Raw genomic sequence first — 25,214 nt, 5'->3', positions numbered from 1 at the left:
TCCTCGCGGCCGTCGGTGCGGCGCTCCTCGGCGTCCTCGGCTGCCAGGCGCCGGCGTCCTCGGCATCCCCGGGCGCGTCACCCGTGTCGATCACGTCACCCTCGCGGACGGCACCGCTCAGCTCGGCCACGTCGCCCAGCGAGATCCATCCGCGCAGCCGGCCCCAGGTGCTCGGCGAGGCGGACGGCGCCGTCCCTGACGGCGTGACGGTCTTCGACGACGAGTTCCCGGCCGTGGCCGGGCTCGACCCCGATCTCCTCAACGCCCTGCGCCGGGCCGCGGCCGACGCCGCGGGCGACGGGGTCGGGTTCGTCGTCAACAGCGGCTGGCGCTCCCCGGAGTACCAGGAGCACCTGCTCCGTGAGGCGATCGCCGAGTACGGCTCGGCGGCGGAGGCCGCCCGGTGGGTGGCCACTCCGGAGACGTCCGTGCACGTGTCGGGGGACGCGGTCGACATCGGGCTCGCCGACGCCACGGCCTGGCTCTCGGCGCACGGCGCCGACTACGGGCTCTGCCAGATCTACCGCAACGAGCCCTGGCACTACGAACTGCGCCCCGAGGCGATCGGCCGCGGCTGCCCGGCCATGTACGCCGATCCCACCCATGACCCCAGGATGCAGCGGTGACCGGCGCGCTCGGCATGACCCGTCCCGGACCCGTCGGCCTGCTGCCGCCCGCGCTGCGGACGATCCCCGCGGCGGTGGCGGCGAACGTCGCGATCGCCCGGACACGCACCCGCGCACGGATCATGGCGGTGGTCAAGGCGGACGGATACGGGCACGGAGCCGTCACGGTCGCGCGGACCGCGGTGGCCGCCGGAGCGGAGTGGCTCGGCACGACGGACCCGGCCGAGGCCGCCCGGCTGCGCGCGGCCGGGCTCACCGTGCCGATCCTGACCTGGCTGAACCCGTCCGGAGTCGACGCCGGGGCCGCCGCGGCCGGCGGGATCGACATCGCGGTCGGATCGCCGGACGAACTGGCGGCCCTCCTGGAGCAGAGCCCGTCCACCGCCGTGCGGATCCATCTGCACATGGACACCGGCATGGCCCGGGAGGGCTGCCCGGCAGCCGAGTGGGACGCGCTGATCGCGCTCGCGCGGCAGGGGCAGGAGCGGGGGCAGGTCCGCGTCGTGGGCCTGATGGGGCATCTGCCGCTGGCCGACCAGGCCGATCCCGAGGCGAACGCTCCGGCGGTGTCCCGCCTGCGCCAGGCCGCGCGAGCGGTCGCGGCGGCCGGCTTCGACCCCCCGCTCACCCACCTGGCCGCCAGCTCGGGCACGCTGACCGACCCGGCCACCCACTTCGGGATGGTCCGCTTCGGGGCCGGGCTCGTCGGCATCGACCCGTCCGGGACCACCGAGCTGCACGGCGCGTCCCGGCTGACCGCGCCGGTCACGCACAGCGCGGCCGTCGAGGCGGGCACGCCGGTCGGCTACGGCGGCGCCTACCTGACCCCGCGGGCGACGAACCTCAGCGTCGTCCCCCTCGGGTACGCCGACGGGATCCCGCGCGAGATCTCGCCGGACGCGTCCGTGCAGATCCACGGCCGCCGCCACCGGGTGGTCGGGCGCGTCTCGATGGACCAGATCGTCATCGACACCGGCGCCGAACACATCCCGCCCGGCACGACCGCGACCGTGTTCGGGCCGCGGGACGGGGTCACCCCGACCATCCACGACTGGGCGCGCTGGGCCGGGACCATCCCGCACACGATCGTCACCGGAATCGGATCACGAGTGAAGAGGACAACCGCATGACGCAACACGTCCTGGTCATCGGCGGCGGCCGGAACGCCGAGCACGGCGTCTCGCTGAAGTCCGCCGCGGCCATCGGCGAGGCCCTGCGCTCCGGCGGGTTCGGGGTCAGCGCGGTCACCATCGGCCTCGACGGAGTATGGACGGACGGACGCGGGCCGCTCGGGAGCAGCGCCGCCGCCTCACTGGCCGCGGCCCTGCCGCTGCTCGAACAGGCGGATGCGGTCTTCCCCGCGGTGCACGGCCCCTGCGGAGAGGACGGGACCCTCGCCGCGCTGTGCGCTCTCGCGCGAAGACCCGTGGTCGGCTCCGGGCTGCGGGCCGGGGCGATCGGCATGGACAAGTGGGCGACCAAGCTCGTCGCCGAGGCCATCGGGATACGCACCGCCCCGGGGCGCCTGGTACACGCGGCCGACGTGGCAGGCGTCGATTTCAAGGCGGAGGCCGTCGTCAAACCCGTCTCCGCCGGGTCCAGCTACGGGGTCTCCCTGGCCCGGGACCCTGGCCAGTTGGGCGAAGCGCTGCGCACCGCCGCGCGCTACGACGAGCGGATCCTGGTCGAGGACGTCGTCCACGGCCGGGAGATCGACGTCGCCGTGCTGCGCGAGGCCGACGGCGGCCGCTGGGCGCCGCCGCCCCTGGAGATCCACGCCGCCGGCCTGTTCGACACGGCGACGAAGTACAACGGGACCGCCCGCTTCACCGTGCCCGCCGAGCTCGGCGGCGCGGACCTCACCCGGCTCACCGAAGCGGCGCTGGCGCTGTTCGACGCGCTCGGCTGCGCCGGAGTCGCCCGCATGGACTTCTTCCTGACCGATGACGGTCCGGTCCTCAACGAGGTCAACACGATGCCCGGCATGACGGCCGAGTCCCAGGTGCCGAGGGTGTTCGCGGCCGCCGGAGTGCCCTACGGGGAACTGGTCGCCCGCCTGGTCGCCGCCGCGTCGGTCCCGGAGACCGCGCCCCTCGTGGAGGGGCGGCCGCAGGTCTGAGGCGCGGGCAGGGCGGCGGACCTCACGAAGGGGGTCGGTCCGGCCTCGGCGGCCGGGGGTCCAGGACCCGGCCGAACCGCTGACCGCGTCCTGGACCGGCGGTGGCCTGCGCCGGTCTCTTCTCCCTGGCCCCGCAGGGCGGCCGTCATCGCTGATCAGCCACCGCAACAGCCATGCCTTCCCGATGAAGGCATGGACCGCAACGCACCCGTACGCAGGTGGCGTACGGGTCGGTTCGTCGAAAGGACCGTGAACGAACATGGACTCCAACGCCGTAGGTGGTATCGGCCGGCGGCGGCTGCTCGGTTGGGGCGGGCTGGCGGCCGCCGGGGTGGCGGCGGCCGGCGCGCAGCTGGTGGGCGCCCCGCCCGCCGCTGCGGCGGCCGAGCGGTCCGGGACCGACCGGATCCCGCCCGACGCCCGGCCCGGCGGCGCCTACGACCGGTACGTGGCGGGGCTGGCCGCCGAGGACAGGTTCTCCGGTGTGGTGCTGCTGTCGTACCAGGGCCGGACGGTGCTGTCCCGCAGCTACGGCATGGCGGACAGGGAGCGGGGCATCCGCAACCACGAGGACGTCGCGGTCAACCTCAGCTCGGCGAGCCAGCCCTTCCTGGCGGTCGCCGTCCTGCGGCTGATGCAGGAGGGCGAGCTGGCGCTGTCGGACACGGTGGGCACCCACCTCACCGGCTTCGCCGCGGACATCGCCGAGCGGGTGACCGTCCACCACCTCCTCACCAGCACCTCCGGGCTGGACGCCCCGATGCCGGACTGGGAGCGCGTCTTCCACAGCAGGGAGGAGGTGCGCGAGTACCACGAGCAGTGGACCCGGCAGGCGACGCTGGTGGTTGCGCCGGGCTCCGACGACCAGGGCCACACCGCCGGCGGCGGCGCCGGCCTGGCCATCGCCGCGCAGATCGTCGAGGCGGTCACCGGCACGACGTACTGGGACTACGTGCACGAGCACGTCTTCGGCCGCGCGGGCATGACCGGCTCGGCGTACTACACCCGGACCCAGTGGCTCACCGACGAGCACATCGCGCACTCCTACATGCGGCAGGCCGACGGCAGTCGGGTGGACGCCGTCCGCAATCTGGACAAGGGCAGCGTGAACCCGCCGATAGCGGGCCGGAACCCGGCCCGCGCCTTCATCGGCAACGCCTCGGGCGACGGCTTCGCCACCGCCCCCGACCTGGTCCGCTTCGCGCACGCGCTGCGCGACGGCACGCTGCTGGACCGGCCCTTCGCCGAACTGCTGACCGGGGCCAAGCTCCCCGGCTCCACCCGCACGTCCTTCCGCGCGTACACGGGCCCGCTGCACCTGGTCAACGGCCGCCAGTGGGAGTTCGGGCGCGGCGGCTCCACCGCCGGCAGCGCCGCCAACTGGAGCGTCTACCCGGACACCGGCTGGGTCGGTGTCGTCCTCAGCAACTACGACGACATCCCGCTGCCCGAGATCCTCCAGCAGCAGGAGCAGGCCATCACCGGGCAGGCGGTCGAACCGCCGGTCGGCGGCTGACGCGCGGACACAGTCGGCGGTACCCGGTGCCGTGCGGATCCACGGCACCGGGTACCGCCGGGGAGGTCGGCGGACGCTTAGAGATACTGACCGTTCTATCTGCTAAACTCGCGCCGATGGCGCACAACACTTCAGGCCGGGTCTCCGAAGCACGATCGAGGCTGCTCGCGACGGCCACGCGGATCTTCTACGCGGAGGGCCTGCACGCCGTGGGGATCGACCGGATCATCGCGGAGGCGAAGGTCACCCGCGCCACGCTGTACCGGCACTTCCCCAGCAAGGACGAGCTGGTCGTCGCCTACCTGCGCGGCGTCAGCCAAGCCGACCGCGACGGGGTCGGGAGGGCTCTCGCCGCCGACCTCCCGGCGGCCGAGACCCTGCGCTCCATCGCCGAGTCGATCGCCGGGGGCATCCTGTCGGACCGCTTCCGCGGCTGCGCCTTCCTCAACGCCGTCGCGGAGTACCCGGACCCCGGGCATCCCGTGCACCAGGCCGTCCTCGCCCACCGCGAATGGTTCCTGCGCACCGTCACAGACCTGTTCGCGCAGGTCGGCGCGGCGCCGCCGGAACCCGCGGGCCGGCACTTCGTGATGCTGCGCGACGGCGCGATGACCGCGGGCTGCCTGGCCGACCCGGTGCAGGTCTGCGACACCTTCCTCAAGGGCGTCGACGGGATCCTGCGGTTCCGCCTCGACGCCGCGCCGAAGTAGCGCCCACCGCCGCCCCGGCCGCCGCGCGTCCCGAAGCGGCCGGTGTCCACGTTGGTCACCTTAAGAGATAGAACGTTCTGTCTTGACAAGGTGCGGCCGGATCGCCATGCTGGCTTGAGGTAGAACGTTCGGTCTTGTCGCCGAACCGCGCACTCTCTTCTCGAAAAGGATCATCGTGACCACCGTTCACTCACCCGCCCCCGGCGGAATCGCATCGGCGCTGCGCCGGCTGTACTTCGCGCGGTTCGCGTTCGCCCTCGTCTGGGCGGCCGTGCTGTTCCTGTTCTTCACCGGCTCGCCGCTCGGGCCCCTCGGCATCGCGCTGCTCGTCCTGTACCCCCTGTTCGACGTCGCGGCGGCCGTCGTGGACGCCCGTGCGTCCCGCGCCACCGGTCCGGCCCGCGGCCTGTACGCCAACATCGCGATCAGCCTGCTGGCCGCCGTCGGCCTGGCGATCGCCGGCGCCTCCGGTGTGCCGGCGGTCCTGCTCGTGTGGGGCGCCTGGGCGATCGTCGCCGGGCTGGTCCAGCTGCTCGTGGCCGTGGGCCGCCGCAGGATGGGCGGCCAGTGGCCGATGATCCTCAGCGGCGGCATCTCCGTGCTGGCCGGCGCCTCGTTCATCGCGGCGGCCTCCGCGCCGGAGCCGGTGCTGACCAATGTGGTCGGCTACGCCGTCCTCGGCGGCGTCTTCTTCCTCGTCTCGGCGATCCGCCTCGGCCGCGCCGCCAAGGGGAACTGACCATGGACACCACCACGTACGACGTCGTCGTCATCGGCGCGGGCCCGGTGGGGGAGAACGTCGCCGACCGGGCCGTCCAGGGCGGCCTGACCGCCGCCGTCGTCGAGCGGGAACTGGTCGGCGGCGAGTGCTCCTACTGGGCGTGCATGCCGACCAAGGCCCTGCTGCGCAGCGGCGCCGCGCTGCGCGCGGCCCGGGCGGTGCCCGGGGCGCGCGAAGCGGTGACGGGCGGCCTGGACGCGGCGGCCGTGCTCCGCCGCCGCGACTCCTTCGCCGCGAACTGGCGGGACGACGGGCAGGTGTCCTGGCTCGAACGGGCGGGCATCGCGCTGTACCGCGGCCACGGCCGGATCGCCGCCGCCCGGACCGTCGAGGTGGCCGGAGAGGACGGCACCGCGACGACGCTGACCGCCCGGCACGCGGTCGTCGTCGCGACCGGGAGCGGCGCGCTGCTCCCGGACATCGAAGGACTCCGCGAGGCCGCGCCGTGGACCAGCCGGGACGCGGCCGCGGCGAGCGGGGCCCCGGGGCGGCTCGCCATCATCGGCGGCGGGGTGGTGGCCGTGGAGATGGCGACCGCGTTCACCGATCTGGGCTCGTCGGTGACGATGCTGGCCCGTGACGGCCTGCTGAGCCGCGCCGAGCCCTTCGTCGGCGAGCGCGTCGCGGCGTCCCTGCGGGACCGGGGCGTCTCGGTGCGCACCGGGACCGAGGCCGGATCGGTGAAGCGCAACGGCGACGGAACGGTCTCCATCACGCTAACCGGCGGTGAGCAGCTCGACGCCGACGAGCTCCTCGTCGCGATCGGCCGCACCCCCAACACCCAGGACATCGGCCTGGACGCCCTCGGCCTCACACCGGGCGGCTGGCTCGCGGTCGACGGCACGATGCGGGTCGTCGGAGCGGACGGCGCGCCGGTCGGCGACGGGTGGCTCTACGCCGCCGGAGACGTGAACCGGCGCGCCCTGCTGACCCACCAGGGCAAGTACCAGGCCCGCGCCGCCGGCGACGTCATCGTGGCCCGCGCGAAGGGCGAAGCGGTCGAAGCCGGGCCCTGGGGGCGGCACGCGGCGACCGCCGACGAGCGCGCGGTGCCGCAGGTGGTGTTCGCCGATCCGGAAATCGCGTCCGTGGGCCTGACCGCGGCCGCCGCCCAGGCCGCCGGGCTGCGGATCCGGGTGGTCGACTACGACCTGGCCGCCACCGCCGGATCCGCCCTCCAGGCCGAGGGCTACCAGGGCCGCGCCCGGATGGTCGTCGACGAGGACCGCAAGGTGATCGTCGGCTTCACCCTCGTCGGCCCCGACGTCGCGGAACTGCTGCACGCCGCGACGATCGCCGTGGTCGGCGAGGTCCCACTGGACCGCCTCTGGCACGCCGTCCCGGCATACCCGACCGTCAGCGAGGTGTGGCTCCGCCTGCTGGAGACCTACGGCCGCTGACCCGCCCGGCCGGTGCCCCGTCCCGCGCGACCGCGACGGAACGGGGCACCGGCACGCCGTCCCGGCTACGCGCCGTTGACCGGGGCGCGGTCCAGGATCCGCACGCCGATGGCCTCCAGGCGCTCCGGGTGGTCGAAGTCCTCGCGCTCGTCGGCCTCGCCGACCGACAGGAAGTAGTCCTGGCTGTCGGCGGGGCTCCACAGGACGGTGACGTCCCCGGCGCCGTCGAGGCTCTGGAAGGTGTGCGGCACGTCGCGCGGTCCGTAGACGACGCCCCCCGGTCCGACGTCGTGGACGGCGGCGGTCGCCAGGGACTCGCCGCCGATCCAGAACCGGAAGGTCCCGCTGTTGACGATCCAGATCTCGTCCTCGCGGGTGTGCACGTGGAAGGGCGGCGCGGCCTCCGGCGGGATCTCCCGCTGCCGGATCATGAAGTACTGGTTCCCGGTCAGCTCCGCCCGGAGGATCACGTCGAACTCGGTGTTGTAGTAGCCGTGGCGCGCCACGCCGTCGGGCAGCGACACGACGGGGCTCCCGAAGGGGCCTTCCTCGCGGATCTCGACCGCCATGCGGATCACTCCTCGCTCCGAATTATTTGTCTGCGCAGACAGATACTATTCAGGAAGAGGCTTTCCGCAAGTGCGGCCTGGAGAGCGCGATGTTGGTCGCCGAGGCGCGCCCCCGGTACCGTGCCGCCATGGCGACCGACGAGCTGGACGACCTTGAGCAGGAGGCCTGGCGGGGCTTCCTGCTCACCCACGACCGACTCTGGCGCGCACTGGAGGCCGGGCTCGCCCCGCTCAACGTGAGCATGGCCGAGTACAGCGTTCTCGCCCTGCTCCACGAGGCCGGCCCGGACGGCATGCGCATGTCGGACCTCGCCCAGCGCCGCCTGATGTCCAGCGGCGGCTTCACCCGCCTCGCCGACCGCCTGGAGCGCCGCGGGCTGATCGAGCGGCGGCGGTCGGCCGTCGACCGCCGCGGCTTCGACGCCACCCTGACTCCGGGCGGTCGGGCACTGACCCGCCGGGCGCGCCGGCAGCACCACGAGGACCTGCGCGCGCTGTTCTTCAGCCGGCTCGACGACGACCGACTCCGCGGGCTCGCCGAGGTCTGGGCCCTGCTCGACCCCGACGCCGGCCGCGGCGGCGACGCGCCGACCGGAAGCGGAACGGCGCTCTCCTGCTAGCCGGTCGACGCGCTTTGTCACCGGGCCGGGGCGGTGGGCCGGCCCGGCCGGACGCCGTCAGGCCTCGGGAATGTCGATCCAGAAGTTCCGCCGGGTGATGTCGTGGGGCTCGGGCCCGCCGCGTACGCCGGTGTCGAGGGCGTCGATGGCGGTGAGCTGCTCGGCGGTCAGCTCGAAGTCGAAGACCTCGAAGTTCTCCGCGATCCGCGAGGGTGTCACCGACTTGGGGATCACCTGCCGCCCCTGCTGGAGGTGCCAGCGCAGCATCACCTGGGCGGGCGTCCTGCCATGCGCCCGGGCGATCTCGCCGATGACGGGATCCTCCAGGGTGGAGCCCTTGCTCCCGTCGCGGTAGAAGGTGACGCCGCCGATGGGCGACCACGCCTGGTTGAGGATGCCGTGTTCGCTGTCGAAGGCGAGCAGTTCGGACTGGCGGAAGTAGGGGTGCACCTCGATCTGGTTCACCGCGGGCACGGTCCCGGTCTCGGCCAGCAGCCGGGTGAGGTGGTCGGGCATGAAGTTGCTGACCCCGATCGCCCGCACCCTGCCGTCGGCCAGCAGCGCCTCCAGCGCCCGGTAGGCGTCGAGGGTGCGCTCGAACTCGCTCGGCAGGGCCTGGTGGAGGATCAGCAGGTCGATCCGGTCGAGCCCGAGCTTGCCCGCGCTCTTGTCGAAGGCGTGCAGCGTCTCGTCGTACCCGTAGTCGCTGATCCAGACCTTCGTCTCGACGAAGACCTCCGAGCGGTCCAGGCCGGAGCGGCGGATCGCCGCCCCGACCTCTCGCTCGTTGCCGTACGCGGCCGCGGTGTCGATGTGCCGGTAGCCGGTCGACAGCGCCGTTTCGACGGCGGCGACGGTCTGCTCGGGCGGTGTCTGGTACACCCCGAAACCCAGGGCCGGCATCCGCACACCGTTGTTCAGGTTCACGTTCGGAACGGTCATGGCGTCCACGCTAGGCCGACCCGCCCTGACCAGGGAGGGAAGGCCGTTCCCCTGTTCGCCAAGACCTCCCAAAGCCCTCGCGAAGGGTCTGCGTCCGGGCGTCGGCCGCGCTCAGCGCCGCCGGGCCGAGACGGCGGGTTCGGCGGCACCGCAGCTGCTGTCGGCCGGGCCCGTTCGTCACGGCCGGATGAGCACCTTGAGCGCGCTGCGCTCGTCCATGGCCCGGTAGCCCGCCGGGGTCTCCTCCAGGGAGACGGTCCGGTCGAAGACCTTCCCCGGATCGGCGGTGCCGTCCAGGACGGCGGGCATCAGGGTATCGATGTAGGCGCGGGCCGGTGCGGGGCCGCCGGTGAGGGTGATGTTGTGCCGGAAGAGGCTGCCGAAGCCGATCGGCGCCTCCTCGTACTGCGGCACCCCGACCCTGCTGATCACGCCGCCCGGCCGCACGACCCCGAAGGCCTGCTCGTAGGCGGGCATATGGCCGACCGCCTCGAGCACGATCGGGCTGCCGTGCCCGCCGGTCAGCTCGCGCACCGCGGCGATGCCCTCCTCGCCGCGCTCGGCGACCACGTCGGTGGCGCCGAACTCCCGGCCCAGGTCGGTGCGCGTCTTGTGCCGGCCCATCAGCACGATCCGCTCGGCGCCCAGCTGCCGGGAGGCCAGCACGGCCAGCAGTCCGACCGCGCCGTCGCCGATGACGGTCACCGTGCTGCCCGCCGCCACACCGCCCTTGACCGCGGCGTGGTAGCCGGTGCCGTAGACGTCGGAGAGGGTCAGCAGCGACGGCAGCAGGCCGGAGTCCTCGGCGACCGGCGCCTTCACCAGGGTGCCCTCGGCGAAGGGCACCCGGACCGCCTCGGCCTGGCCCCCGCCGATCCCGCCGGCCGCCCAGAAGCCGCCGTGCAGGCAGGACGTCTGGAGTCCCTCCCGGCAGAACGGGCAGCTGCCGTCCGACCAGGCGAAGGGCGCGATCACCACATCGCCGGGGGCGACCGCCGACACCTCGGCGCCCACCTCCTCGACCACGCCGACGAACTCGTGGCCCATCGGGGTGCCCTCCGGCGTGGCCGGCAGGGAGCGGAACGGATGCAGGTCGCTGCCGCACACACAGGCACGCAGCACGCGGACCAGCGCGTCGGTGGGCAGCTGGATCTTCGGATCGGGGACGTCGACGACGCGCACGTCGCCGGCCCCGTACATGTAGGTGGCTCGCATGGCGCCCAGTCAACCCAGGGGCCGCGGGCCCGGGGAGAGCCTGGCGTTACAGGTACTGGCATAGCCTCCCTCGTGCCCCGGACGCGACCTACCCTGGGGATATGAGCCAGGTCGACCACCGCGCGGAGGTCCGTGAGTTCCTCAGCTCGCGGCGGGCGCGCATCACACCCCAGCAAGCCGGGCTGCCCGCCTACGGGGGCAACCGCCGCGTCAAGGGCCTGCGCCGCGAGGAGGTCGCGCTGCTGGCCGGCGTCTCCATCGACTACTACGTGCGGATGGAGCGGGGCAATCTCGCCGGTGCCTCCGAGAGCGTGCTGAACGGGCTGGCCGGCGCGCTCCAGCTGAACGAGGCCGAGCGCGCCCACCTCTTCGCCCTCGCCCGCGCCGCGGGTCCCGGCCGCACGCCGGGCCGCCGGATGCCGACGAGCGTGCGGCGGCGCCCCGCCGTCCAGCAGATGCTCGACGCCATCACCGGCGCGCCGGCGTGGGTGCGCAACGGCCGCCACGACATCGTCGCCCTGAACGACCTGGGCCGCGCCCTGTACGCGCCCGTCCTGGCCGACCCCCGCCGCCCGGCCAACTCCACCCGCTTCGTCTACCTCGACCCGGCGGCACGCGAGTTCTTCGTCGACTGGGAGCTCACCGCCAACGACGCCGCCACGATGCTCCGCCTGCAGGCGGGCCGCAACCCGCACGACCCGGCCCTGTTCGAGCTGATCGGCGAGCTGTCCACGCGCAGCGAGCTCTTCCGGCGGCGCTGGGCCTCCCACGACGTCCAGTTCCACCGCAGCGGGCACAAGCGGCTGCGCCACCCGGTGGTGGGCCGGCTCGACCTGGCCTTCGAGTCGATGGACCTCACCTCCGAGCCGGGCCTGACCCTCAACGTCTACACCGCCCCTGCCGACAGCCCGACCGCCGACGCGCTCAAACTGCTCGCCAGCTGGGCCGCCACCCAGGACCTGACCGAAGAGGCCCTGACCCGCACCGACGAGGGCTGAGCGCGCCGGTCACCCGGCCGCTTCGCGGGTGAGGAGCCGGGAGCGCAGGAGGGCGGCGGCCCTGCCCGGACCGGAGTACACCGGCACGCCGAGGGCGCGGGCCAGCGCGTCGGCGGCGGGCGCGAGGGAGTACTGCGCGAGCAGTACCGCATCAGTGCCGCCGGGCCGTGCGGCGCAGGCCCGTTCCAGTGCCGAGGCGAGTGCTTCCGCGTCCTCGTCGAGCGCGGCGCGGTAGGCGTCGGGTGCCAGTGCGCCGTCGATCTCGATCGACGCCGCGGCGGCGTGCGCGTGGGCGGTGAAGCGCCTTTGGGCGTCGTCCAGTGCGCCGGGGATCGAGGCGAGGACGAGGATCCGCCGGTGGCCGGCCGCGACGGCCGCGTCGAGCGCGGCGGTGTCGGGGGCGTGGATGGGGACGGCGCTGCGCTCGGCGCGCTCGCGGGCGACGAAGCCGTACAGCGAGCAGGTCAGCAGCACCGCGTCGGCTCCCCCGGCCGTCGCGTGGTCGATGAGGCGGTGCATCCGGTCGACGAGCGCGGGGGTCACCTCGCCGGCGTCCTGCGCGTCGTCGAGGAGGCGGTCGTCCAGCAGGTTCCACAGCCGGGCCTCGGGGAAGGCCGCGGCGAAGGCGCTGCGGGCCGGCGGTATCGAAGCGGGGGTGGCGCTGATCAGGGCGATCGTGGGCGTTGCGGCCATGCCGTGCCTTTGCTCTCGTGGCGGGCGGCGTTCGCGCGGGTCGCCGGTCGGGGCGATCGCGGTTCCGTCGGTGTGCGGGCCCGGACCGCCGGCAGAGCCCGCACGTGTGCGTCGGCCACCTCGGCCGCGGCTCCGGCCGCCCCGGCGGCCCGGCCCGCGATCCGCCGCAGGCGCGAACAGCGGATGGCGGACCCGCTCGGCCGGCATGGTCCTCCTCACCATGCCACAGGGAGTTCGGCCAGTCCGCCGGTCAGGGTGTCGGCGCGCACCCGCGTCTGCTCCAGTTCGCCGACCGGCTTCATGGCGGGGAAGCGCGCGGGCAGGCGGGAGAACACGGCCTGCAGCTCGAGGCGGGCCAGCGGCGCGCCGATGCAGTACCGGGCGCCGTGGCCGAAGCTCAGGTGTGCGGGACCCCGGCGGTCGGGGTCGAAGCGGTCGGGGTCCTCGAAGACGGACGGGTCGTGGTTGGCGGCGCCGTTGTCGCACATCACCAGGTCCCCGGCGGCGATGGTCTCACCGGCCAGCTCGATGTCGGTGCGGGCGTAGCGCGGGATGCCGCCGCCGCCCTTGCCGGCCGCGCGCAGCATCTCCTCCACCGCCGCGCCCGCGTCCTCCGGGTGCTCGGCCAGCCGCCGCCACCGGTCCGGCCGGGTGAGCAGGAGCAGGGCGCCCATGCCGATCTGGACGACGGTGGTCTCGTGCCCGGCGAACAGCAGCGCCATGGACAGCCCGGCGATCTCGCCGTCGCCGACCCCGTCGACGGCCGCCAGGGCGGAGATGACGTCCTCGCCGGGTCTGCGGCGCTTGGCGGCCACCAGGCGCATGCCGTAGTCGAAGAGCTCGGCCAGCCCCTGCTCGGAGCGCGCCTGGTCGGTGACGTCGGCGGCAGCCTCCGACCAGGCCCGGAATCGGGTCCGGTCCTCGTAGGGCACCCCCAGGAGTTCGCAGATGACCAGGATCGGCAGCGGCACCGCGAGCGCGGTGACGAGGTCGGCCGGCGGGCCGAGCCGGGCCAGCTCGTCCAGCAGGCCCTCGGTGAGCTGCGCGACGCGGGGCGCCAGGGCGCGGATGCGCCCGGGGGTGAAGTGCGGACGCAGCAGGGAGCGCATCCGGGCGTGGTCGGCGTGCTCGGTGGCGAAATCGCCCTGCGGCCCGCCGAACAGGGCGGAGGCGCCCGAACGTGCGGCGTGCGCGGGGTCGGGGTGGGCGCGGCCGAGGCGCGGGTCGGCCAGCAGCGCGCGGACCTCGGCGTATCCGGTGACCAGCCAGGCGTCGTCGCCGGTACGGGTGCGGACGCGGTGCAGCGGTCCGGCCTCCCGTAGGGTGCGCAGCGCCGGGGGAAACTGCAGAGGATGGTCCTGGGGAAACGGCAGGCCAGGGGTCATGGCGATCTCCAGCGGCAACTTGTTTACTTCAGCATAAACAAACCTAGATGTATACCCTCAAGTATACAAGTGGAGGTGGCCATGTCCGCCGCAGAATCGGGAGCCGAGCCGGGCGCGCCCGTCCGCCGGATGCCCCGCGCCCAGCGGCGCGAGCAGATCCTGGACGCCGCCACCCGCGCCTTCGCGCGCTCTGGCTTCGCTGACACGAGTCTGGACGCCATCGCCGTCGAAGCCGCCGTCAGCCGGGTTGTCCTGTACCGCCACTTCGATTCCAAGGCCGCCCTGTACCGCGCGGTCCTCGACCGCGCCTGCGCACGCCTGACCGAGCGGGTGGGCATCGACGACTTCACCGACCGCAGCATCCCCGCCATGCTGGACGCCGCCTCCGACGACCCTGACGGCTTCCGCCTGCTGTTCCGCTACGCCGCCCGCGAACCGGAGTTCCGCGAGCTGACCGACAGCCTCGCCGCGGACTCCGCGGAGATCACCTACCGCAGCCTCGCCGCGCTCATCGGCGACGAGGGCTGGACCCGCTGGGCCACCCAGGTCGTGCTGACACTGGCCACCGAAGGCGTCATCGCCTGGCTGGACGCCGGCCGCCCCGACCCCGACCAGGCCGCCCGCCGCATCAGCGCCGCCATCGACGGCGTCATCGACGCGGCCCGCCGGCGCCTCGACTGAACCGACACCCACACCGACGACCGGAGGCCGCATCCACCGGACGGCCGCCCCCAACCCCGACCGGCCCAAGCCGCAGCTCCACAAGACCTCGGTCTACGCCGCACCTACCCGCGCAAACAAAATCGTGGAGACCCGGATCGAACCGAGACTCCACGACATGTGCGAAAGGTTGGTGTCCGAGGGGCAATTCGACCTTTTCGTACATACCACTCATCCTGACCGCAGATCTTGCCCTGGGCAGGCGGTGATCTGCGGTGGGTTCTTCCCGTTTGTCCCGGTGGGTCACCATCACGGCGGTGCTGCTGCTGGCGTCGATCGCCGCGGTGGTCAGCTACAGCCACATGTACGAGTTGGCTCTGGGCCACGGCGAGCCGCCCTGGCAGGCGGCGCTGTTCCCGCTGTCGGTGGACGGGATGATCGTCGCTTCCTCGATGACCCTGCTGGACGCCGCCCGCTCGGGTCGGCGCGGCGGCTGGCTGCCGTGGACGCTGCTGATCGTCGGCAGTATCGCTTCGCTTGCCGCCAACGTCGCCGTCGCCGACCCGAACGTGTGGAGCCAGGTGATTCACGCCTGGCCGAGCTTCGCACTGGCGTGTGCGTACGAGCTGCTGATGCAGCAGTTCCGCGTGCATGCGCGTGACGTACGCAATGCGTACGCAGACTCTACGGAAACCGCGACCGCGATCATGTCGGAGAACAGCGATGAGGTCGGCTGGCCTCCGATTGAGGACGTAGGTGCCCTTCCAACAGCGCCATCCGGAACATCACAGCCAGAAATGCACGTCCTCCAAGCGTCGCCTGACAACGCCGAGACGACTGAGAGCGACCGGGAAGGCGCGGTCGACGTTCCACAAGTCCAGTTGGCAGCATGGCGCTGGGCGCTCGACAACCGTCGCCCTGACGGAACACTCCCCACGGGCAAGGAAATCGCCGCTCACTTCGACCACCAGCCGAGATGGGGCCGGTTGATCAAGCAATGGGGGCATCAAGGACGATTCGATCTGTTCATCTCGTCAGGATGAACAGGGCGACTCGGACGAGGGCGCTGGTGAATGCGGGAACGTACTGCTGTCCAAGTTGGCCATGGCGTCCCCGGAGACGTCGATCCTGCGGCGATGATCGAACGCTTGGAGATTCGGGTCTCAGTGAGGCTGGCGCAGTGACTAAAGGCGGTTCGCCGCTCACCGGCCGAGCACCACTCGCGTCGTGCTCGTCCGGTCTTCTTTGGCAGGCGTTGCGAACCCTCCAGGGATGATCAGCGACCCGAGCTGGCCAGCCAGCTGCAGGGCGCCGTGCGGTTGCGATCCCTCCAGGGATGATCAGCGACAACCCATAGTCCCCGGACGCGCTCCGGCCGGGCGGTTGCGATCCCTCCAGGGATGATCAGCGACCGGCCCATAGCGGGGGTTGCGGCGGTGGATCTGCAGTTGCGATCCCTCCAGGGATGATCAGCGACCCGGGGGAGCCCCGAGACGAGACGCAGCATCAGCCCTGTTGCGATCCCTCCAGGGATGATCAGCGACGCGGACACCGCGTCGGCGCGGGTCCAGGGCCGCCAGGGTTGCGATCCCTCCAGGGATGATCAGCGACCCGACCCGACCCACAGGAAGGCTGCCTGACCATGTCGTTGCGATCCCTCCAGGGATGATCAGCGACAAGGGTGCCACTGGCCGCATCGCCGTGCTGGAGCAGTTGCGATCCCTCCAGGGATGATCAGCGACCGGCCGGATGCGCAGCCTCCTGAGCGCCCTGCTCGGGTTGCGATCCCTCCAGGGATGATCAGCGACCCGGCGCTGACATGGACATGGCCAAGGTCACCGTCATGTTGCGATCCCTCCAGGGATGATCAGCGACCAGATCTGCTGGTACTGGCTCGCGGCGTGAGCCGGTTGCGATCCCTCCAGGGATGATCAGCGACTCTGGTTGAGTTCCTCCGCGCCCGGCTGGCCGAGGAGTTGCGATCCCTCCAGGGATGATCAGCGACCCGAACCCCCGCTTGCCGCTCGGCGCCGACAAGACGTTGCGATCCCTCCAGGTGATCAGCGACCAGGGAGCGGGCCTGAAGCAGGCGGGGATGAGATCGTTGCGATCCCTCCAGGGATGATCAGCGACCGTCGACGTCGCTGACGACCTCCGGTCGCTGTTTGAGTTGCGATCCCTCCAGGGATGATCAGCGACAGGCGTCGGACGCCCTTGCGGCGTCCGAAAGAACGTTGCGATCCCTCCAGGGATGATCAGCGACAGACCGGCCGTGGCTGAGCCGCACCACCCCACCGAGTTGCGATCCCTCCAGGGATGATCAGCGACTCCGTTGACCAATCCGAAGGATTGGTTGATGGAGCGTTGCGATCCCTCCAGGGATGATCAGCGACGGCGGCGCCGGGGTGTACCTCAACCCGCACTACACCCGTTGCGATCCCTCCAGGGATGATCAGCGACCCGAGGGTAAAGCCGCAGGTCGGAGTGCCTGTTCGGCGCTGTCGTCGGTGCAATTTTGCAGCGGTCCGCCGGTAGTGCATCAGTGCAGGTCAGCGTGTGTGGCGATCAAGGGCACTGTCGTGGTGGTCGTGTAGGTCGATGTGCTCGTGGTCGGTTGCGGTTCGTGGGTGTGCAGCGTACCGGACCGGGGATGCGCGTGGGTGTTCGTCAGTCGGGGGGTACGTCCACCATATGAATTGGTCGAGTGAATTGTCGAGTTTGGGAGAGTCGGCAATCTATGGCGTGCGCGGGGTGAATGAGTGCTTGCTGTCGGAGTGGGTGATTGCCAGTGGAAGCATCCTTGGTGCCTGTTCTGTGATCAATTGCTCGCTACCTTGATCGGCTCCTGTGGGCGGATGGGTCGCGACGCTCAGTGAGTAGTTCGTGATCAAGTAATTTGCGCGCCGGTTCGCTTCTTCGCGGTTGCTTGTTTCTGATTTTCCGGTCTAGTTTGAGTTTTCGTTAGACGTATCCGCTGTTCGGCGATGGCGTGTCGGAGCCGGTTGCTATTAATTGCCTCCTGAGATGTGAGGAGGTGTGATGCGTTTCCGGGTTGATGTCGAATCGTCGGTTGCGTGTATGGAGTGGCGGGATGTGCATGGGCCTGCGCGTTCGGTGGTTTATGACCTGATCAGGGGTCAGGATGCGCATTTGGCGGCGGAGCTGCACGATTCGGGGTGGCGGGGGTCGGTGTTGCGGCCGGTGGGGGTGGCGCCGCCGGTGTTTCCCACGGCGGCGCGTCGTAAGGGGGCGTACGCGACCACGGGTCCGGGGATGGTGCGGCTGGGCTCGCCGGTGCCGAAGATCGCGGCGTGTCTGCTGGCCGGGCTGGCCGGGCGCGGCGAGCTGCGGTGGGGCGGGGTGTCGCTGCCGGTGCGCGGGGTGCAGTTGGAGCCCACCCCCGACCACAGCGCCGGGTCGGCGGTGTTCGAGACGGTGTCGCCGGTGGTGGTCAAGCACGAGGACCGTTTCCTGGTGCCCGATGACGCCCACTTCGTGCAGCGGCTGACGCATAACCTGCGTCACAAGGCCGACCTGCTGGATCTGCCCAACGAGGTGGAGGTCACGGTCCTGAAGTCGGGGCGGCGGCGCCGCTTCGACACCGCGAAGGGGTTCCGGATCGGCGCCCCGATCACAGCACGGGTCTCGGCCGCTCCGGCGCTGCTGGACGCCCTGTACGAGTGGGGGATCGGGCTCGCCACCATTCAGGGGTTCGGGTGGGTGAAGTGACCGCCCCGGCCACCGATCTCCCGGTCGCGCGGTTGACGGAGCATCCGCTGCAGCGCAGCGGGACCCGTTCCCTCCTCTGCCTGGCCGGGCGGGACGAGGTGGGCGCGTTGACGACGGCGGACCTGGACCGGGTCGCGGCGCGGATCGTCGCCGACGTCGTGCGGGCCGCGACGGCCTCCCCGGGGTCTGGCGGCTATGACTGGTGGAAGGTGCTGTTCGCGCTCTACCCCAACGCCAAACCCACGCACGCCAAGCGGGACCGCGACCCCGATCGGCTCCACGAGCAGGTGTCTGCGCTGTTCGTCGCCGACGGCGACGCCGCGGATCTGCTGCCGTGCGCTTTCTGCGGAGCGCCGAGCGGAGCGGTGTGGGCGAAGTCGACGCTGCCGATGTTCGATTCGCCGCGGGCGCTGAACACCCTGCCGCCCGACTTGGGCGGGTGGCCGGTGTGCCGCGCGTGCCGGCTCGCGATGTGGGCGCTGCCCTACGGGGCGTGGGTGACGGCGGGTTCTGCGACGGTGCTCACCTGCGATGACGGGGAGGTGGAGCGCGCCTTCGTGGCCCGTAACGTGCTGCGGTCCGCACGCGCCCGGCAGGCGGGCTTCCAGGACCTGCCCGCCGGAGCCGGACCGGAAGCCGTCGCCGTACGGATGCTGCGGGAGCACGCGCAGGACCACCTGGCCGCCACCACCTTGTGGATGTTCAAGAACGACAACCAGGAGCCCTGGTTACGGGTGATGAGCACCCGTACCGGGGTGGCCCGGTTCCTGCAGCGGATGTCGGCCGACCGGGCCTGTGCCGACGGGTGGAACGACCTGCGCAGGGTGCTGGTGCGCCGGGACGCCTCCGGCGCGGTCACGACGAGCGGCACCACGGCGGCCGCGCGCACGCTGTTCGATTTCGAACTCGTTCCCGGCGACCGCCTGCTACGGGAGCTGCGGAACCGCTCGACCGACCCGGACAAGGTGCCCACCCGCACGCTGTGGCGGTGGCGGGCCCTGTTCTCCCTGTATATGGAGGTGATGTACGAGGTGACGACCAAGCCCCTCGAACCGGCCGCCCACCTGCTGGCGCGGTGGATCGCCGCGGAGTCCAGCCGCGGCCGCTTCAACGAGTACCGGCAGGCGGCCGGCAGCGCCTACCCGCTGCACAAACTGCTGATGACGGCCCATGCCCGTCTGCTGCTGGACGGCGCGGAGACCCCGGAGATGTCGCCGGGGGTGGCCGCCGTCCTGCCTGAACTGATCGCCGACGGCCCCAAGGGGTGGCGGCTGCGCGCTCAGCTCTACTTCGAGGTGGCGACCCAGCTGAACCGGCTCGGCGTCGCCATCGGCAAGGAATCAGCGGATGACGATCCCGCTGATGACGCCCCCACCCGGTTCGACGACCCCCTGTCCGACGACAGCGATGAGGACGCCTGATGAGCTACCTGGCCGGAAAGATCGTGCTCGCCGTGAGCGCGGGCGCCCCCAACAACGGCAAGGGCGAGACCACCACCACCCCGGTGAAGCAGGCGCGGGTGCGCGGACGCGTCTACCCCTATGTGTCGGCGCAGGCGTTCCGGCGCTGGCTGCGCGACACGATGACCGCGCGGGGCTCGGCGCCGTCGCCGACGGTGCGGGTCGGCAAGGCGCAGGGCAAGGCCCAGAAGGCCACCACGTCGGCCGACCCGGTGCGCTACGCCGATGACGACCTGTTCGGCTACATGAAGGCCGGCGCCAAGTCCAGCGACGACGCCACCACGCTGCGCGACACCCCGTTCATGGTGGGCACGTTCATGTCGGTGGAGCCGGCGCGTCCCACCGAGGACTTCGGCGTGATGTCGCGCGGGGTGGAGGAACCGGTGCTGCACTCCCACCAGTTCTACACCGCCGACCTCGCCGCGCCCTTCCTGCTCGACGTCCCCCGGGTCGGCACGTTCACCCTCCCCGGCAACAACGGCGGCAAGGCCAACTACCTCAGCGAGGACGCGGCGCGGCGGGCGGCGGCCGCCGTCGAGCTCGGCGCCGCCATGGTGACCTTCCGCGGCTCGCCGGCGTTGCGGCTGCCGCTGGAGATGCGCCGCGAGCGGGTGGCCTCGCTGCTGGAGGCGCTGGCCGACCTGGTGGGCGGGGCGAAGAAGGCCCTGCACTACGGGGACCGCACCCCGGCGCTGGTGGCGGCGGTGCCGATGGCCGGCGGGGTCAACCCGCTCGGGTTCGTCATCGACGGCGCCGAAGACGGCTCGGGCCTCCAGGTCCGGGGCGAGGTCCTGAGGCAGGAACTCGACGCCTGGGCGGGCCAGTGGGAGGCACCAGTGCGCATCGGGTGGCGGCCGGGCTTCCGCGAACAGGTCCGCAAGGAGTTCGAGGCCGAGGTCGCCGAGCTGCTGGACGGCGGCCAGGTGCGCGTCGACCACCCCCGGTCGATGCTGCGCGACCTGGCCGCGGAGATCCGCGGCGGCCGGTGCGACGGCTGGTTCGACGACCCGGCCCGGTGAACGCCATGACGCGACCGTCCGCCCCGATCGAGGCGGTCCGGATCGAGCTGTACGCTCCGGCCGCCTCGTTCCGCGATCCGATGTTCCCCGGAGTCACCCGCTGCCTGCCGGTGCCGCCGCCCTCCACCGTGCGCGGAATGCTGGCCGCCGCGACCGGCCGGGCCGGCGAGCCGGTCCCGGTCGGCATGTGCGCGCACGCCGACGGACGCGGCACGGACGCCGAGACCTACCACCCGATCGCCGCCGACGGTTCCAACCCGGCGGTGGCCGGCCGGGTCCGGGAGGGCAAGGGCGGTATGACCATCCGCGACCGGCCCTTCCTGGTCGGCGTGCACGTCACCCTGTGGATACCCGCCCCGCACGCCGACCGGGTCGCGGCCGCGCTGCGGTGCCCGGTATGGGGGCTCCGGCTGGGCCGCTCCCAAGACCTCGTCCACCTCCGGTCGGTTACGCCGGTGACCTTGTACCCGGCGGATGAGGCGGTGGTCGGGCACGCGCTGGCGCCGTTGGGCGGGCACGTCGCCGTGCAGGCAACCAGCGTGCGGCTGGCCGACACCATCAGTACCGACCGGCTGCGCACCTCCTTCACCGACTACCTGTGGTGCGCCGAGCCGGCCGGCCGCCAGCCGGTGAGCGGCGCCTACCGCGACCCCACCGACGACCAGGCCGTCTGGCTGCACACCGCCGGTACCACCGACGCTGGCGACCCGGAGTTGGCGCAGGTGTGGGCCAAGTCCGCCGAACGCTCCCCGACAGGGCGGCCGGAGCTGTTGACCGAGCACAGCACCCTGGTGCACGACGCCGCCGGTACGGTCGCCGACCGGATCGGCTCGCCCGGGCTGCTGGCCCACCGGCCGTGGTTCTGGTCGTGCGTGAAGACCGCCGCACTGCTGCACGACACCGGAAAGGTCGGCGAAGGCTTCCAGTTGCAGGTCCGGCCGGGCGGGGAGTACTGGGGCGAGCGCCACGAGGTGCTGTCGCTGGCCTACGTCGACCTACTCACCCGTGACCTGCCCGAACAGGACCGGGCGATGATCAAGGCCGGAGTGGTCTTCCACCACCGGCCGCTGGTGTCGACATCGGGTAAGGAGCTGCGTTTGGATTACCCGCCGGACGCCGACTGGCAGCGCAAGTTCGGCCGCGACCCCGACCCACCGCCGGGCCGACCCCGCATCCAGGTCCCGGCGAAGCGGCACCGGGCGCTGCTGCGCTGGCTGACAGCCCACTCCGGCCTGGTCGCCGCCGAGGAGACCCGCAAGCTGTGGGAACTCGCCCGCGACGCCTTCGCGCAGGTTAGCGCCGACTGGTTCCACCCCGTCCCCGACGAGGACGGACTGGTCGCGGTTCTGCTGCAGGGTGCCGTCACCCTCGCCGACCACGCCGGATCGGCGCACGTCCCCTTGCAGACGCACATGCCGCTGCCGCGCTCGTATCTGTCCACCCTCGCCGCGCCCTACCCCCACCAGAAGGCGGCGGCCGACACCGCCGGGCACCTGGTGCTGTGCTCGCCCACCGGCAGCGGCAAGACCGAGGCCGCGCTGGCCTGGGCGTCCAGCCAGCTGGAGACGATGCCCGGCCGGCCCCGGCTGGTGTGGGTGCTGCCCTACCGCGCCTCCATCGACGCCGCCCGCGAACGGTTCCGCGACAACCTCACACCACCCCCAGGAGCAAAGAAGCCCGACATCGGCGTGCTGCACGCGACCGCCGCCCAGACCTTGCTCAGCGACGCGGTCCAGGACGACTGCGCCTCGGAGAAGACACCCGACGGCGCCGCCGCCGACCAGGCGCGCAGCCGGGCACACGCCATGCGGACCCTGTTCGTCCAACGCGTGCGGGTCGCCACCCCGCACCAGCTGCTGCGGGCGGCGATCGCCGGGCCGCGCTACTCCAGCGTGCTACTCGAACAGGCCAACGCGCTGATGGTCCTGGACGAACTGCACGCCTACGACCCCGTCACCTTCGGCCGCATCTGCGCGGCCATGCGGCTGTGGGAACGGCTGGGCAGCCGCATCGCCGTCCTGTCGGCCACCCTGGCCCCGCCGATGCTCGACCTGGTCGCTGAGACGCTGGAACAGGACGTCACGGTGCACCGGGCTCCGCCGGGCACCGCACCCGACCGGCACCGCCTCGCCTTGGACGAGCTGCCGCTCACCCACCCCGACAGCCTGGCCCGCGTCCGCTGCTGGCTGGCCGACGGGCACAGCGTGCTGCTGGTCGCCAACACCGTGGCCACCGCCCAGCAGCTCTACACCGACCTGGCCCCCCACGCCCGGACCGTCCGCCCCGAAGACCCCGACGCGGCGGTGCTGCTGCACTCCCGGTTCCGCGGCCGGGACCGCGCCGCCATCGAACGCCGCATCAAGCGCCGCCACCCCGAACGCAAGCCCGGGGAGAGCGGGCGCCGGGGCGGACTGGTCGTGGCCACCCAGGCGCTGGAGGTCTCCCTCTGCCTGGACTTCGACCGGGGGGCCAGCGAACTGGCCCCCGTCGAAGCGCTGGCCCAGCGCGCCGGCCGGGTCAACCGGCGCGGACACCACCCCGAAGGCCCCGTGGAGTTCCGCGTCCACCGCACCGACGAGCACCGCCCGTATGACCCCGGAGCCATCACCGCCGCCTGGGAGGCACTGCAGACCGCGCCCGGCCCCGTCATCTCCGAGCAGACCATCGAGGACTGGCTGCGGCTGGCCTACGACACCGACTGGGGCCGGACCTGGCATGCCGAGGCCCGCCGCGCACGCGACGAGTTCACCGACACGTTCCTCACCTTCACCGACCCCTTCCACGACCGCAGCGAATTCGCCGAAGGGCTGGACAAGTCCTTCGACACCGTGGAGGTCCTGCACCACGACGACATCGCCGATTACCGCCGGCAGCGGGCCGAACACCCGCTCCTGGCCTCCGGCCTGCTCATCCCCGTCCGCTACACCCAGCTCAAGGTCCTGGAATCTGCAGGCCATGCCGACTTCGACTCGAAACTGCGGCTGTGGACCACCAAAGCGCCCTACAACACCGAGACCGGACTGGACCTGACTGCGGGCCGCGCCCCGGCCGCCCCCAAGGACACCATCCTGTGACCGGCGACGACGGACTCGGCGGCGTGCACATCAAGTACCTGCTGCACTGCCCCCGCCAACTGTGGCTGTACGCCCGCGGCTACCGCCCCGAACACCGCAGCGACGCCGTCGCCTTCGGTGAGACCGTCGACGCCACCACCTACACCCGTCGCCGCGACATCGACCTCGGCGAAGCCCGCATCGACTGGGTCACCACCGGCGCCGTCGTCCACGAGACCAAGTCCTCCCGCGCCCCCTCACTCCAGCACGACGCCCAGGTACGGCACTACTGCCTGCTGCTGTCGCGCCTGGGCGTGAACGTGGCGCGCGGCGTCGTGCACTACCCGCTGATCCGCCGCACCGTCGACGTTCCCTGGGACGCCTCGGCCCGCCGCCAGGCCGAAGACACCGAGCAGCAGGCCCGCGACGTCATCGGCGCCGACCGACCCGCACCCCGCCTTCCCCGCACCCAGTGCCGGGGCTGCTCCTACCGCGACTACTGCTGGGGAGACTGAGTGACCGCCGCCACCCGCACCTACTGGCTCACCGAGCCCTGCCGCATCCGCCGCGAGGACAACAGCATCCGGATCGAACGCGTCGACGAGGTCTCTCATCACCCCTGAAGGGTTCGTAACACCACGCCGACATCAACGCCTCGGCCATGTCGCTGCTGAGCCGGCACAACGTGACCGTTCACGTGCCCGACCACTACGGCAACCACGCCGGCGCGTTCACCCCCGCCGAAGACATGTCCTCGGCCCGCGCCGTACGCCGCCAGGACGCCCTGGCCAGCGACCACGAACAGCGGTCGCTGATCATCCCTGGAGGGTTCACAACCAACCTGATGACCGCCACCGCCGCCAACGTCCGCTGGGCTCTGGACACCGACCTGCTCGACAAACCCCTGCGCCGAGCCACCGAAGACGCCGCCATCGCCGACGAACTGATGGGCGTCGAAGGCAACTTCCGCCGCACCGCCTGGGGCGTCCTGGACACCCTGCTCCCGCCCTGGCTCCGCCTGGACGGACGCACCCGCCGCCTTGGTGTACAGGTCGGTGACCCGGCGTTCGGTCGCGTCGAACTGCGTCTCTGCGGCGACCTTCTCCTGATGGCGGTGCGCGACCTCCTGGTGCCACTGCCTTCGTACCGCCAGCAGCAGCGCGACGGCGCCCCCGGTGCCGGCGCCAACGGTGAGGCCGGCACGGATGGCCTCCAGTCGCTGCTCGGGGGTGGCGACGTCCAACAGCCAGGCGGTGGAGTACCAGGTGGCGATCACGACGAAGCCTGCCCCGGCGAGTACCCACCACCAGGAGATCGGCTGCGGCGACGGCGGCGCCTCCTCGGAGTCGCTGGAGGGTTTGCGGGTGAGGGTCATGCCGATGGCGGCCGCGATCAGCAGGGCGCCGGCCAGTGCGATGATGCCGGGCCACGGCAGCCCGGCCAGCCACGGCACCAGACGGTCGGCGACCAGCACGAGGGCGGCTGCCAGGCCGACCGCCCCCAGGCTGAAGGTGATCAGTGCGGGGCGGCCGGGGGCACGCCACCAGGGGGCAGGAGCGCTCATGGCGTCATCCCACCCGGTCTCGGCCACTCTTGGTGGCGAAGGCCGTAACCGGTCAGCCGAAGGCGACGCGCCTAAGCACGAGACCGGGGCGGTGTCAGGGGCTTGGACCGGTGGCATCGTGAGCAGCGGCGGGGCGGGGCGGCCCTGTGTTGCCG

At 72.2% G+C, this 25,214-nt stretch carries 22 protein-coding genes and 2 CRISPR repeat arrays; of the genes, 17 read left to right on the top strand and 5 right to left on the bottom strand.

Annotation, left to right across the window (positions count from 1 at the left end):
• The first annotated feature begins 83 nt into the window (after window positions 1-83).
• The 7 genes from CLV72_RS18345 (at window position 84) to CLV72_RS18315 (ending at window position 7,152) form a co-directional block, all read left to right on the top strand.
• Entirely contained in the window at window positions 84-626 is a 543-nt protein-coding gene (locus tag CLV72_RS18345; protein ID WP_245930294.1) for a M15 family metallopeptidase, read from the top strand.
• Window positions 623-1,756: an alanine racemase gene (gene alr, locus CLV72_RS18340; protein WP_211302941.1), complete on the top strand. Its 1,134-nt coding sequence runs from the start codon at window positions 623-625 to the stop codon at window positions 1,754-1,756. The genes CLV72_RS18345 and alr overlap by 4 nt, the downstream gene beginning before the upstream one ends.
• A complete protein-coding gene (locus CLV72_RS18335; RefSeq protein ID WP_106247746.1) occupies window positions 1,753-2,745 on the top strand; it encodes a D-alanine--D-alanine ligase family protein in 993 nt (330 codons plus the stop codon). The genes alr and CLV72_RS18335 overlap by 4 nt, the downstream gene beginning before the upstream one ends.
• A gap of 259 nt (window positions 2,746-3,004) precedes the next feature.
• On the top strand, window positions 3,005-4,261 hold the full coding sequence (locus CLV72_RS18330) for a serine hydrolase domain-containing protein (protein WP_106247743.1): 1,257 nt from the start codon (window positions 3,005-3,007) through the stop codon (window positions 4,259-4,261).
• 116 nt (window positions 4,262-4,377) lie between these two features.
• Window positions 4,378-4,971 carry a TetR/AcrR family transcriptional regulator gene (locus CLV72_RS18325; RefSeq protein WP_106247741.1) on the top strand — a complete coding sequence of 198 codons (594 nt, stop codon included), beginning with the start codon at window positions 4,378-4,380 and terminating at the stop codon, window positions 4,969-4,971.
• A 175-nt stretch (window positions 4,972-5,146) separates the two neighbouring features.
• The gene (locus CLV72_RS18320; protein WP_106247738.1) at window positions 5,147-5,710 is read left to right on the top strand and encodes a hypothetical protein; all 564 of its coding nucleotides are present in this window, start codon (window positions 5,147-5,149) and stop codon (window positions 5,708-5,710) included.
• 2 nt (window positions 5,711-5,712) lie between these two features.
• A complete protein-coding gene (locus CLV72_RS18315) occupies window positions 5,713-7,152 on the top strand; it encodes a dihydrolipoyl dehydrogenase family protein (protein WP_106247735.1) in 1,440 nt (479 codons plus the stop codon).
• A gap of 65 nt (window positions 7,153-7,217) precedes the next feature.
• On the opposite strand, the gene CLV72_RS18310 is transcribed toward CLV72_RS18315, so the two are convergent.
• A complete protein-coding gene (locus CLV72_RS18310) occupies window positions 7,218-7,721 on the bottom strand; it encodes a cupin domain-containing protein (RefSeq protein WP_106247732.1) in 504 nt (167 codons plus the stop codon).
• Window positions 7,722-7,849: 128 nt separating this feature from the next.
• Between CLV72_RS18310 and CLV72_RS18305 the strand changes: the two genes are divergently transcribed.
• A complete protein-coding gene (locus CLV72_RS18305; protein ID WP_170141022.1) occupies window positions 7,850-8,341 on the top strand; it encodes a MarR family winged helix-turn-helix transcriptional regulator in 492 nt (163 codons plus the stop codon).
• A 57-nt stretch (window positions 8,342-8,398) separates the two neighbouring features.
• Here CLV72_RS18305 and CLV72_RS18300 read toward each other — a convergent pair whose 3' ends face one another.
• Complete coding sequence (locus CLV72_RS18300; RefSeq protein ID WP_106247728.1) at window positions 8,399-9,283, bottom strand: aldo/keto reductase; 885 nt, start codon at window positions 9,281-9,283, stop codon at window positions 8,399-8,401.
• 177 nt (window positions 9,284-9,460) lie between these two features.
• Window positions 9,461-10,498 carry an alcohol dehydrogenase catalytic domain-containing protein gene (locus CLV72_RS18295; RefSeq protein ID WP_106247726.1) on the bottom strand — a complete coding sequence of 346 codons (1,038 nt, stop codon included), beginning with the start codon at window positions 10,496-10,498 and terminating at the stop codon, window positions 9,461-9,463.
• Window positions 10,499-10,599: 101 nt separating this feature from the next.
• Here CLV72_RS18295 and CLV72_RS18290 point away from each other — a divergent pair, with 101 nt between their 5' ends.
• Complete coding sequence (locus tag CLV72_RS18290) at window positions 10,600-11,496, top strand: helix-turn-helix domain-containing protein (protein WP_106247724.1); 897 nt, start codon at window positions 10,600-10,602, stop codon at window positions 11,494-11,496.
• A 9-nt stretch (window positions 11,497-11,505) separates the two neighbouring features.
• Here CLV72_RS18290 and CLV72_RS18285 read toward each other — a convergent pair whose 3' ends face one another.
• Both CLV72_RS18285 and CLV72_RS18280 read right to left on the bottom strand, forming a co-directional pair.
• Window positions 11,506-12,189 carry an aspartate/glutamate racemase family protein gene (locus CLV72_RS18285; RefSeq protein WP_106247721.1) on the bottom strand — a complete coding sequence of 228 codons (684 nt, stop codon included), beginning with the start codon at window positions 12,187-12,189 and terminating at the stop codon, window positions 11,506-11,508.
• A gap of 215 nt (window positions 12,190-12,404) precedes the next feature.
• Window positions 12,405-13,574: a cytochrome P450 gene (locus tag CLV72_RS18280; protein WP_106248448.1), complete on the bottom strand. Its 1,170-nt coding sequence runs from the start codon at window positions 13,572-13,574 to the stop codon at window positions 12,405-12,407.
• A gap of 81 nt (window positions 13,575-13,655) precedes the next feature.
• On the opposite strand from CLV72_RS18280, the gene CLV72_RS18275 reads away from it, so the two are divergent.
• From CLV72_RS18275 to CLV72_RS33960, 8 genes are all read left to right on the top strand, one after another.
• The gene (locus CLV72_RS18275) at window positions 13,656-14,255 is read left to right on the top strand and encodes a TetR/AcrR family transcriptional regulator (protein WP_106247719.1); all 600 of its coding nucleotides are present in this window, start codon (window positions 13,656-13,658) and stop codon (window positions 14,253-14,255) included.
• A gap of 296 nt (window positions 14,256-14,551) precedes the next feature.
• On the top strand, window positions 14,552-15,277 hold the full coding sequence (locus CLV72_RS18270) for a DUF2637 domain-containing protein (protein WP_245930293.1): 726 nt from the start codon (window positions 14,552-14,554) through the stop codon (window positions 15,275-15,277).
• A gap of 211 nt (window positions 15,278-15,488) precedes the next feature.
• A CRISPR array of direct repeats spans window positions 15,489-16,239; the repeat unit is 30 nt; unit sequence GTTGCGATCCCTCCAGGGATGATCAGCGAC.
• A gap of 97 nt (window positions 16,240-16,336) precedes the next feature.
• Window positions 16,337-16,694: direct repeats of the CRISPR family, unit length 30 nt; unit sequence GTTGCGATCCCTCCAGGGATGATCAGCGAC.
• Between the two features lie 579 nt (window positions 16,695-17,273).
• A complete protein-coding gene (cas6, locus tag CLV72_RS18265; RefSeq protein ID WP_106247714.1) occupies window positions 17,274-17,963 on the top strand; it encodes a CRISPR-associated endoribonuclease Cas6 in 690 nt (229 codons plus the stop codon).
• A 107-nt stretch (window positions 17,964-18,070) separates the two neighbouring features.
• The gene (locus tag CLV72_RS18260) at window positions 18,071-19,384 is read left to right on the top strand and encodes a hypothetical protein (RefSeq protein ID WP_146159483.1); all 1,314 of its coding nucleotides are present in this window, start codon (window positions 18,071-18,073) and stop codon (window positions 19,382-19,384) included.
• Complete coding sequence (gene cas7i / locus CLV72_RS18255) at window positions 19,384-20,442, top strand: type I-B CRISPR-associated protein Cas7/Cst2/DevR (RefSeq protein WP_106247709.1); 1,059 nt, start codon at window positions 19,384-19,386, stop codon at window positions 20,440-20,442. Before CLV72_RS18260 ends, cas7i begins: the two co-directional genes overlap by 1 nt.
• 5 nt (window positions 20,443-20,447) lie before the next feature.
• On the top strand, window positions 20,448-23,516 hold the full coding sequence (locus CLV72_RS18250; protein ID WP_106248445.1) for a CRISPR-associated helicase/endonuclease Cas3: 3,069 nt from the start codon (window positions 20,448-20,450) through the stop codon (window positions 23,514-23,516).
• Window positions 23,513-24,010 carry a CRISPR-associated protein Cas4 gene (locus CLV72_RS18245; RefSeq protein ID WP_106247707.1) on the top strand — a complete coding sequence of 166 codons (498 nt, stop codon included), beginning with the start codon at window positions 23,513-23,515 and terminating at the stop codon, window positions 24,008-24,010. Before CLV72_RS18250 ends, CLV72_RS18245 begins: the two co-directional genes overlap by 4 nt.
• A 146-nt stretch (window positions 24,011-24,156) precedes the next feature.
• Window positions 24,157-25,107 (top strand): CRISPR-associated endonuclease Cas1, encoded by a 951-nt coding sequence (locus CLV72_RS33960; protein ID WP_211302940.1) that lies wholly within the window; start codon window positions 24,157-24,159, stop codon window positions 25,105-25,107.
• Window positions 25,108-25,214 lie beyond the last annotated feature (107 nt).

The organism is Allonocardiopsis opalescens, assembly GCF_003002095.1.
Taxonomy (GTDB): domain Bacteria; phylum Actinomycetota; class Actinomycetes; order Streptosporangiales; family Streptosporangiaceae; genus Allonocardiopsis; species Allonocardiopsis opalescens.
Note: the sequence above shows the minus strand (reverse complement) of the source record. Positions and strands in the feature narration are given on the sequence as shown.